This window comes from Streptomyces sp. NPDC051020, assembly GCF_040683105.1.
Classification (GTDB): domain Bacteria; phylum Actinomycetota; class Actinomycetes; order Streptomycetales; family Streptomycetaceae; genus Streptomyces.
On record NZ_JBFBCG010000140.1, the window covers coordinates 1 to 9,936 of the forward strand.

At 69.4% G+C, this 9,936-nt stretch carries 7 protein-coding genes and 3 pseudogenes; 2 read left to right on the forward strand and 8 right to left on the reverse strand.

Translation table 11 applies throughout. The annotated features are described in order from the left end of the window. The 8 genes and pseudogenes from AB0N06_RS36440 to AB0N06_RS36475 all read right to left on the reverse strand — a co-directional run. Positions 1 to 873: pseudogene (locus AB0N06_RS36440) on the reverse strand (IS200/IS605 family accessory protein TnpB-related protein); the annotation flags it as partial. Between the two features lie 171 nt (positions 874 to 1,044). Further along, positions 1,045 to 1,231 (reverse strand): annotated as a pseudogene (locus AB0N06_RS36445) (Ku protein); the annotation flags it as partial. Positions 1,232 to 1,321: 90 nt separating this feature from the next. Continuing rightward, positions 1,322 to 2,293, reverse strand: coding sequence for a cytochrome P450 (locus AB0N06_RS36450; protein ID WP_366138988.1), 972 nt, complete (start codon positions 2,291 to 2,293; stop codon positions 1,322 to 1,324). A 282-nt stretch (positions 2,294 to 2,575) separates the two neighbouring features. Further along, positions 2,576 to 3,946 (reverse strand): annotated as a pseudogene (locus AB0N06_RS36455) (FAD/NAD(P)-binding oxidoreductase); the annotation flags it as partial. After that, on the reverse strand, positions 3,943 to 4,170 hold the full coding sequence (locus tag AB0N06_RS36460; protein ID WP_366138983.1) for a ferredoxin: 228 nt from the start codon (positions 4,168 to 4,170) through the stop codon (positions 3,943 to 3,945). The pseudogene AB0N06_RS36455 and the gene AB0N06_RS36460, both read right to left, overlap by 4 nt. Positions 4,171 to 4,831: 661 nt before the next feature. Then, on the reverse strand, positions 4,832 to 5,335 hold the full coding sequence (locus AB0N06_RS36465; protein WP_366138984.1) for a hypothetical protein: 504 nt from the start codon (positions 5,333 to 5,335) through the stop codon (positions 4,832 to 4,834). Between the two features lie 2 nt (positions 5,336 to 5,337). Continuing rightward, positions 5,338 to 5,658 (reverse strand): hypothetical protein, encoded by a 321-nt coding sequence (locus tag AB0N06_RS36470; protein WP_366138985.1) that lies wholly within the window; start codon positions 5,656 to 5,658, stop codon positions 5,338 to 5,340. Positions 5,659 to 6,173: 515 nt separating this feature from the next. Further along, positions 6,174 to 7,844 carry an MFS transporter gene (locus AB0N06_RS36475; RefSeq protein ID WP_366138986.1) on the reverse strand — a complete coding sequence of 557 codons (1,671 nt, stop codon included), beginning with the start codon at positions 7,842 to 7,844 and terminating at the stop codon, positions 6,174 to 6,176. Positions 7,845 to 7,999: 155 nt separating this feature from the next. On the opposite strand from AB0N06_RS36475, the gene AB0N06_RS36480 reads away from it, so the two are divergent. After that, complete coding sequence (locus tag AB0N06_RS36480) at positions 8,000 to 8,617, forward strand: TetR/AcrR family transcriptional regulator (RefSeq protein ID WP_366138987.1); 618 nt, start codon at positions 8,000 to 8,002, stop codon at positions 8,615 to 8,617. 634 nt (positions 8,618 to 9,251) lie between these two features. Beyond that, positions 9,252 to 9,758: a DUF6624 domain-containing protein gene (locus AB0N06_RS36485; RefSeq protein WP_366138989.1), complete on the forward strand. Its 507-nt coding sequence runs from the start codon at positions 9,252 to 9,254 to the stop codon at positions 9,756 to 9,758. The last annotated feature ends 178 nt before the right edge of the window (positions 9,759 to 9,936 follow it).

Sequence of the window (9,936 nt, forward strand, 5' to 3'; positions counted from 1 at the left end):
TTGCCAGGATGCGGTGAGGTACCAGCGGCCGCGCTCCACGTTCAGGTGGATGCGGTAGGCGACGGCCCGGTTCGCGGTGATGCGGTCGGCCCACTCCGCACCCCGGTGCGCGAACGCCACGGTGGAGGTGAGGACGTACCGGCCGTGCCCGGCGTTGGCCAGGTGCGCGAGCGGAGCAGGCAGTCTGATGCTGACCTCGCCGTCCGGGGTGACACGGATCGTCTCGTTCCCGAACCGCTTCCCCGACTCACCGTCCCCAGCGAGAAACCAGCGCTCCGCCTCCCACCGTTCCCGCCACCGGCCCTCGGTGAGCCGGGCCTGGGCGAGGTGGTGGCGGGTGTTGAGGAGACGCTTGCCGCCCCGAACCACCCGCACCCGCCCTGCCTGCCACTCGGCAACAGCAGTGGCGCGCCGGTCTTCCAGTGCCGCGAGACGGCGGGACTTGCGGAACCACTCGTTCTTCGACCGGTAGCCGCCCGCGGCCCGCTTCGTTCCGGGCGCCCCGACCGGGAGGGACAGGCGGTGCCGCAGCGTCTTGATCCCGGCCTCCAGCTTCCGGATGTGAGCCGCCTGGCAACGGCGCGCCAGCGCCCACTGATCGTGCGTGGCCTTGGTGATCGCACCCGCGATCCGCGACGACGACAGTGCGGTCAGCTCCCGCTTACGCGACGCCCACGTGTCCGCACCGTGCTCCAGACCGTCCGCACAGCGCGCCTTGAGATCACCGGAAGCCAGCGCACCCAGATGCTCGCCGACGGTGCGCAGCACCATCTCGTCGTGGGGGGTGAGGTGTTTGAGACGGTCCCGGATCGCCACCCCGCAAGGCCCCGGCACCACGAAGGACGCCGCCAGCTCCCGCACACCACCCACCACACCACCCCCTCCCGCAAGGGCCGGACACCCGTCACCCAGCCCAACGAGCAACAGCCGCCAAGGTCACCCATTCGACCCCAGAACCCCCGTTCCTACCCGCGCGAACCTGCCGGCAGGACTCACTCCTGCTCACCACAACTCACTCCCGCTCAGCAAACCGACAGCAGTTCACCACCCCTTGCCGATCTCCTCCTGGCCGAGGGTCTCGCCGTCGATCTCGCAGATCTTCCGGGTGCGGATCCGCCCATGTCCTCCAGGTGGTACTGGTGGAACGCGATCGACCGGTTTTCGGTGGCGGACGATGCCCGAACGGGGATCGGCCAAACGAGATGGCACCGGACCAGACGGTGGCGGGCATGCGTACCTCCCAAGGTCCCTGCTGGGCGGTGGGGCGCGACCCAGGCCGTCGTCCCGCGGCGCGACCTTGCGGCTGCCCTCGGCTGCCGCGTCACCCGTCACCCTGCTCGATGTCCAGATGGATCGGGCCCCGAAGTTCGGGGCTGGGCCGGTACGGTGGCGGGTCGGCGACCAGCCTGGGCCGGTCGAGGCGGCGTACCAGCTCGGTCAGTGCGATGTGGGTTTCCCTTCGGGCCAGCGGGCCGCCGAAGCACAGGTGAATGCCGCTGCCGAAGCCGAGGTGCTGGTTGTCACGCCGATCGGGGTCGAAGCGGTCGGGATCGTGGAAGCGGTCCGGATCGCGGTTGCCTGAGGCCAGCATGAGCATGATCTGCGAGCCCTGGGGGATGACGGTGTCGGCGACGGTGATGTCGCTGTACGCCACCCGCCAGGGAATGATGTGCACGGGGGGCTCGTAGCGCAGCAGTTCCTCGACCAGCGGCACGACGAGGTCCGGTTCGTCGCGCAGGCGCTGCAGCACCTGCGGGTGGCGCAGCAGCGTCAGCATGCCGTTGGTGATGAGGTTGACGATGGTCTCATGGCCGGCGATGAGGAGCAGTCTGGCGGTGTCGACGATTTCGGCGTCGGCCATCCGACCGTCGGGCCCGTCGTCGTTGGCCAGCCGTGACAGCAGGCCGTCTCCTGGCCGGCCGTGGCGCTGTTCCACCAGCTCGCCGAGGCACTGGCGCAAGTCCTTGCGGGCCTGTACGCCCTTGTCCAGTTTTTCCTTCGGGTCGTGCTCGGGGTTGTAGTCGATCGAGTTCATGATGTCGTTCACCCAGAGGTGGAACCTCGGTTCGTCCTCGCGTGGCACGCCGAGCAAGTGACAGGTCACGGTTACGGGGAACGGGAAGGCGAAATCGTCGACGATGTCGATCTGCCCCTTGCCCGCCAAATCGTCGATCAGGCTGCCGACGGTGGCGGTCAGGAAGCCTTCAAGTCCGGTCACCAGCCCAGGGGTGTGCGGAGGGCCGAAGTGACGCATCGCCATACGCCGCAGGCGATCGTGCTCGGGCGAGTCCATGTGGATGAACGACGACGTGGCCCCTTCCTCGGCTGGGGGCCTCGGACGCGACAGATTGCGCAGGTCGGAACTCAGATGCGGGTCATTCAGTATGTCCGTGATCTCGCGATAGGTGCTGATGACGTAGCTGCCGTCCTCCTGCCGAGCCACCGGCGTCTTGCGCAACTCGGCATACAGCGGGTAGGGGTCGGCCCGGGCGGAGTAGTCGAAGATCCGTTGCAGCGTGCCGGGCGTCCCGGTCGTGGTCGCCTGGCCTTCCTCCTGCCGATGCTGGTGTACGGCCGTGACGCGGCGCTCACCCGGGTCATGGCCTGTGACGACCACCGTGGCACCCTGCGCGAGCAGGGCGGGGCCGGGGAAGTCGACGGGCACCGGTTTCATGTCGGCCGGCTGGTCCGGCGTGGGGCAAGGGGGCGGGAAAGGTGCGGCCGTCTCGATCAACCGTCGGTAGTGGTCAAGCCACTTACCGTTGTTGAAGCTCACGGCGGCCGTGACGCGGCCCCGATACCCATATGCGGTGACGAAACGGTGGTCGTCCAGCGATCCCTGGGTGACGACCACCTCGTCGGCGAAGGTCGGCACGCCGACGGACTTGATGTTGACGCCGAACTGGATCGACCAGAACAGCGGGATGGACAGGTGGGGCCGGCGGTCCGCCTGGGCACTGACCATGTTGTGCGCCGCGACCTCTGCCTGCTCCACGGCGTTGGCCCAGTGCTCCAGTGAGATGAGCCGGTATTCGTAGATGGGGTTCGGGCAACGTGCCACGTCTCCCGCGGCGAAGACGTCGTCGGTGACGCGGCCATTGATGTCGAGGGCGCGGCAGCCCGTGTCACAGGTGATTCCCCATACGCCCGCCGCCAGTCCCGACTCCCGCAGCCACTCGGTGTTGCGGATGCTTCCGAGTGCCACCACCGCCACATCGGCGTCGACCGTACTGCCGTCGTCGAAGTGAGCACGGCGAAACCGTCCCTGCGCGTCGCCCTCCAGCCGGGCGACCTTGACACCGCACCGCAGGTCGACACCGTGAGCGCGCTGCATGTCGGCCGCAACCTCGCCGGTCATGCCGCCGAGCGCCCCGACCAGCGGGGCCGGCGCGAGTTCGGCGACGGTCACCGGGATGTCCCGCTCGCGGCAGACGGAGGCGATCTCGGAGCCGGCGAATCCCGCACCGATGACCAGCACACGGGAGGGTTCGGCGGCGAGGGCCCGCTGCAGGCTCTCGGCATGCTCGCGTGTACGTACGACGAACACCCCGTCCAGGGCCGCCTCGGATTCGACGAACCACGGCCGGGCCCGTACCCCGGTGGAGATCAGCACCCGGTCGAAGGGAACCTCGCGTCCGTCGGCGAGACGCACGTGGTTCGTCGCGAGGTCCAGCCCGCTGGCGGGCACGCCCAGCAGCCACTTCGCATCGATGCCACGACGGCGGGGCAAAGGGGTGCCCCCGGCCGGCACCCACCCGGTCAGTACTTGCTTGGACAGGGGAGGCCGGTCGTAGGGCTCGCCCAACTCGTCACCGATCATGGTCAACGATCCGGTGAAACCCTCGTCTCGCAGAGCCTCCGCGGCCCGCAGCCCCGCCAGCGAAGCCCCGACGACCACGATGCGGCCATCGCGCTTGAACGCACGCAGGTTGTCGGCACTGGTCATGACGGCGACGCCTCCGCCGGTGCGTGCCGCGCCTCCAGCTGGTCGACCAGGATCGCCTGGACCGGGCAGGCCGCCGCGGCGCGTAGCACCTGGTCGCGCTGGGCGTCGTCGGGGTTCGGGGCGTACATGAGCGCTTCCTCACCGTGCATCCGGAACGCCTCCGGAGCCAGGAATGCGCACTGCGCATACCCCGCACATCGGGAAAGATCAACGACAACTTTCACCCCGACCTCCACAGGGAGTGGGAGCTGCAGACCCTCAAGCCGGCGCCACTCCGGCGCGCAACGAGGGAGGATCCGGCCGCTGCCCACCCCTGCGGAGTGCGACGGGGTGCACCCGCGCTCGTCGGGTCCCCATGGAAAGAATTGATCATCGCGGCTCAGGCGATCGGTGCCTGGCTAGGGACGTACCCGTGGTTGCGGCTGCATTTTGGTTACGCAAACGGCGCTCTTTTGGATTGCCGTTTCGACGGAAACCGTGTGGCACGGTGCGCCGGAAAACCGTCACAAGATCAGCGCAACAGCGGCACCGATACCGGCGAGTCCGATGGCCCGGGAGACGAACGCCTGGCATCCAACGTTGACATCAACGACGCTGGACAGCGGCGTACCTTGGTGGAGAACCGGCGTACGCGGCACGGCAGACGCCGAGTCTGCAGAGGTCGGATCGAACTCCTGAAGCGGTGACCGGCGGCAGCCCCATGCCCTTCGCGTGCCCACTCGGCAGGACTCGGGCAACGGCGCTTGACCGGGCCATTGAGGCTCCGTCGATCGCGTGGGCAGGCTCCAAACGACCGCTTCCGGTTGGCGGTCGAAGCGACGGCCACGGGAGAGCTGGCCCAGGAGCTGCCGGGGTTCGGTGCGGAGGGTGAGGCGTGGCACGTGATTAGCCGCCCCCGCCGTCAGCCTTGTCGCCCCGAGGAGCGCCGACCCGAGTGGACGCAGAGCGCGGCGGGCCGATGATCAGAAAGCCGACGAGCGCGGCTACGGCGCCGACGGCCTCGGCGATCGCGCTGGCGGTCTTACGCGGCCACCAGACCGGCTCGTACATGTTCGGCAGCGGACCGAGCGTGCCCACGTTCACATACCGATAGAGCAGCACGGCGCCCAGGGCGGAGACGGACACCAGGAAGGCGAACGCCCACACCGGCCGCCGACGACCGAGGAGCAGGACCAGCAGCGCGGCCAGGGACGCCACGGCGGCTTCGAGGCGGAACAGCGTTCCCTGGCTGATCTGCTGCCCGACCGGGTCATAGGCAGAGGCGAGGCCGGCGTGCACGTAGGCGTTCACGGTCAGTGCGGCCGCGGTCACCACTTGGAGCAGCACGCGCACGACCGTGCGCCGACTGATGGCGGTGCGGTGCGGGCGGCCGCCGGGTCCGGGAGCCATCGCTACTGCCCGGTCCTGGTCGCGGTCGCGGCGGCGCTGCCGGGGGCCGGTGACGCCGGGCCGTTCCCGCCGACCTGGAGGTGGGTGTCCATGCCGAGTTCCCGGTGTTTGTCGATGGGGCACCACAGCTCGTAGCTGCCGGCCTGGAGGGTGACCGTGAGCCGCGCCTGGCCGCCGGGCGGGACGGTCGAGGTGTGCGCATCGGACACGCCGGGCCCCGCGACGGCCAGTGCGTGCGCCACGGCGCCGGCGTTGTCCACGACGAACGTGACGGTCCCCGCGGCCGCGTGGGCCGGCGAGAGGGTCAGTGAATACTCCTTCATTGTGACGGTTATCGTCGTGGCCGGCTCTGCGCTCGCGCTCGGACTCCGGGTCGGGCCGGGGTCGAACCGCTGGAGCATGCAGTGGCGGTGGTCAGCGCGATGAGCGCCAGGAACTTCTCTCCGTCGCGGGCGGGGCGCGGAGATCCGAAGCAGTGCACGGCCATGTTCGGCGGGCCTCCCTTCCGCGACGAGACTGGCCCACGTTCCCGGCCGCGCCAACGCCGACACTCTCCGCGGGCGGGCCATCACCCGATCGGGCCGCCGCGGCCACCATCAGCAGTGAAAGGGCCGCAGCCCGAACCGCGGCCGGTGACCGACTGCCCCACGCAGGCGAAAGTCGAAGATCCACCGCGAGGTCGGCGGGGCTCATCCATGCGCACCAACTCGGAGCGGTATCGACTGCTTGAACGGACAGAGCCGCTTCGGCTGCTAGGTGCGTACGGCCGTGCCGCACCGATTGATCGGCGCGGCACGGTATCGCACGCGGTAAGAGACGACCGCCAGGCGGTTTTGGTTCAGACCACTGCCATCAGTTCGTTCGCCTCCTCCTCGGCAGGCCCCGTCTCAGTGGCCTTGCCGCGCGGCAGCAGCAGCGCCACGACGAGCGTGCCCGCGCCGAGGATCACGGCACCGATCAGGCTGGTGTGGGCGACGGAGTCCGCGAACGACGAGCCGACCGCGTCCTTCATCTGCTGCGCGCCCTGGGCGAGTTGGCTGGCCTGCGCCTTCAGCTGGGCGGCCTGATGGGGGTCGGCCGCGTGGGCGGCCTGCGCCGCGAGCTGCCGGGCCTTCTCCCCGATGCCCTGGGCGACGGCGTATCCGGCGCCGACCGAGTCCTGGGCGGTGGACAGGGCGCTCGTCGGGAGCTTGCTGCCGGCGGTGACATCGGAGAGGTGGTCGGAGTAGGAGGCCGACAGCAGCGAACCGAGGATCGCGATGCCCAGCGAGCCGCCCAGCTCCAATGAGGTGTCGTTCACTGCGCCGCCGACACCCAGTTCGGACTCCGGGAAGGCGCCCATGATCGCGTCGGTGCAGGGAGAGAGGGCAAGACCGATGGCCAGGCCCAGGATCACCAGGGGCGCCACGAAGTTGCCGTAAGAGGACGAGCCGTCCACCTGGGTCAGCAGCGCGAGTGCCGTGGTGCCGCCGATCATGCCCGCGGTGACCGTCCACTTCATACCGACGCGAGGGGTCAGGTAACCGGTCAGCGCCGAGCCCACGAAGACGGCGCCCGCCAGCGGCAGCATGCGCACGCCGGTGGCCAGGGCGTCGTAGCCCAGGACGAACTGCAGGTGCTGGGTGAGGTAGTAGAAGGCACCGAAGACGGCCAGGAAGAACAAGGCGACGGCGAGGTTGGACCCGGCGAAGCGGCGGCTGGTGAAGCGCCGGACGTCGAGGATCGGGCGCGGGTGGCGCAGCTCCCACAGGACGAAGGCCACCAGGCCCGCGCCCGCGACGACCGCGGCCGTGACCGCCTTGGCGTCCCAGCCGAAGTGCGGACCCTCGATGATCATGAAGACCAGCGAGCCTACCCAGACCACCGACAGCAGACCGCCGACGTAGTCGATGCGGTCGTGGTGACCGGCCTTGGAGGGCGGGACCAGGACGAAGGCCGCGACCAGGGCGACGGCGGCGATCGGCACGTTGATCAGGAAGGTCGAGGCCCAGCCGTGGTTCTTGAGCAGCGCGCCCGCGACTACCGGACCGGCCGCGATGGCGAGCCCGGCGGTGGCGGTCCACAGTGTGATCGCCTTGGCGCGCTCGGAGCGCGGGAAGGTCGCGGCGAGGAGGGAGAGCGTGGCCGGCATGATCAGCGCGGCGCCCACGCCCATGACCGCGCGGGCGGCGATGACGGTTGCGGCGCTGTCGGCGAGGTAGCCGAAGACGGCCCCGCCGCCGAACACCACCAGTCCGAGGACGAGCGCGCCGCGGCGGCTGTACTTGTCGCCGATCGCGCCGAGCAGCAGCATCAGCGCCGCGTACGGGACGGTGTAGCCGTCGATGACCCACTGCAGGTCGGCGCTGGTGAGGCCGAGGTCCCGGGTCATGTCGGGCGCGGCGACGGTGAGGGCGGTGTTCGCCATCACGATGATCAGCAGGCTCAGGCAGAGGACGAGCAGCGCCCACCAGCGCCGGCCGTAGGGCCGGCCTGTCCTCTCGACCGGTTCGTTGATGACGAGACGCATGGGTGCGGGTCTTCCTCTTCTCTTCACTGTTCCGACTTGCACAGCGCCGTGCAATTGCACAGCGATGTGCAATGTATGATGTTTCACAGTGCTGTGCAAATCAAGGAGGTGAAGGCATTGGGGAGGCGTAGGGGAGCGCCGGAGGGCCGTGGAGAATGGCAGCCATGACCACGGGTAACGCCAGCCGGGCCGATGCCAACCGCCGTCGCATCCTGGAGGTCGCGCTCGCCGAGCTGCTGCGCGACCCGGACGCGTCCATGGACCAGATCGCGCGGGCCGCGGGTGTCGTACGGCGCACGGTGTACGGGCACTTCCCGAGCCGCGAGGCACTGATCAGCACGCTTGTCGACGGCGCGGTGGAGGCGGTCACGACCGCGCACGCAGCGGGCCGCGAGGGCGTCGCGGACCCGGCGGAGGCAGTCGCCCGCTCGACGCTCGCGGTGTGGGAGATCGCCGACCGCTACCGGATCCTGGTCGCCCTGGCCCAGCGCAGCGTCACCGTGCAGGGCATCCGCGACCGTCTGGCGCCGGTCCGCGCGGCGTGCGCCGGGATCCTGGCCCGGGGCCTGGAGCAGGGCGTGTTCGAGTCGCCGCTGCCGCCGCGGGCGTTGGCGTATGTGCACGAGCAGATGCTGTTCGCGCTGATGGAGGCGGTGAACGAGGGTGTGCTGACAGCGCGTGAGGCGGGCCCCTCCGCCGCGGTCACCCTGTTGACCACGGCGGGCGTGCCCGCCTCACGGGCCGCTGAACTGGTGGCGAGGCTGAGCGACTGAGAACCCCAAAAACCCCTCCGACGGCGGATTCCGCTGCCGGAGGGGTCCTACGGGTGTGAACCGGGCGACTCGTAGACGGGGGACGTCCCGGCCGCCCGGGGGTATGGGAGGGGCTCAGGCCTTCGAGGACATCTTCATCGCGCTCGACGAGCAGACCGTGGTGGTCCCCGGCACCGACGCGGCAGCCCGGGCGCCGGGCACCCCAGGTGTGGCTGCCTTTCATCGAAAAGGTTCTGGCCGTGGATCTTTCCGAGGACAGTGAGGCCCAGTTCGCCGATACCGTGACCTCGGTCATGCCGAAGCAGCAACACGGGCAGCGACAGCAGACGACGGGTGACGGCGTACACCACCGTGGACAAGATCACGCAACCTGATCCCAGGCAGGGAAGAGCCGCTGCTCAGGGACGTGGGCTTCCGGTTCCTCACGGCGAAGGACTTCAATGCCAGAGGATGGTTCGTGTTCTTGAGCCCCACACCGTTCCCGCCTTCTACGAGAACCACCTCGGTTGCCGACATCGTCGACGGCCTCACTCGCCGCGCGTTGGCCAGGATTGACCTGGACCAATTCCGCCCGGATGCGTGGCCCGGGAACAGGCAACGAGCACAACGCATCGACTTGACCAGGGAGTTGAGAGTGACGCACGACGTTGCCGCGCTGGCGGAGGAACTCACGGCCATGGCCGCGGCCGATCACCAGTCCTCAGCCCACGCGAATAGCGACGACCCCGCCGAGCAACTGGCGTGGCGCCGGCTGACCGCACGGCACGGTGACCGACTCAGTGAGATCATGGATGAGTACGGCTGGCCGACAGCAGAAGACGTCGGCGAGGAGGCCGCAAGCGCGGCATGGCTGATTGCCCAGCACGCCGACCGGCAGCTCGACGTCCAGCGGCGCGCCCTCCACCTGATGCAGCAGGCAGTGTCGGCAGGCTCGGCCAGCCCACGTGAGCTGGCCTTTCTGCGCGACCGCACGCTGACCAACGAGGGCCGCAAGCAGATCTACGGCACTCAGATCGCCGGCGTGAATGACGGGGCACCGGTTCCGTGGCCCTGCGAAGAACCCGAGCGCATGGACGAACTCCGTGCGGAAGTCGGCATCGAGTCCTTCGACGAGTACGTTGCCAAGTTCGCGATGGCCTGACGCCCGTTCCCAGCGGCGTCCGGCGGATCATTGCCGGGCTCACGGTCGGCGTCCTAGCGCCATTTGCGGCTGCCGACGCGGCTCTTACCAGCGCCCCAACCACGGGATCACGCCCGGCTTGCTGAACAGCACACGCACCCCACGCGGAGGTGCGAGCAGCACCGGAGCGGCCAGTTCG

Bases quoted from the DNA above. Each gene is read 5' to 3' on its own strand.
- AB0N06_RS36450 (WP_366138988.1), bottom strand. From the start codon at position 2,293: ATGGACTCGCCCGAGCACGATCGCCTGCGGCGTATGGCGATGCGTCAC.
- AB0N06_RS36465 (WP_366138984.1), bottom strand. From the start codon at position 5,335: ATGGCTCCCGGACCCGGCGGCCGCCCGCACCGCACCGCCATCAGTCGG.
- AB0N06_RS36470 (WP_366138985.1), bottom strand. From the start codon at position 5,658: ATGAAGGAGTATTCACTGACCCTCTCGCCGGCCCACGCGGCCGCGGGG.
- AB0N06_RS36475 (WP_366138986.1), bottom strand. From the start codon at position 7,844: ATGCGTCTCGTCATCAACGAACCGGTCGAGAGGACAGGCCGGCCCTAC.
- AB0N06_RS36480 (WP_366138987.1), top strand. From the start codon at position 8,000: ATGGCAGCCATGACCACGGGTAACGCCAGCCGGGCCGATGCCAACCGC.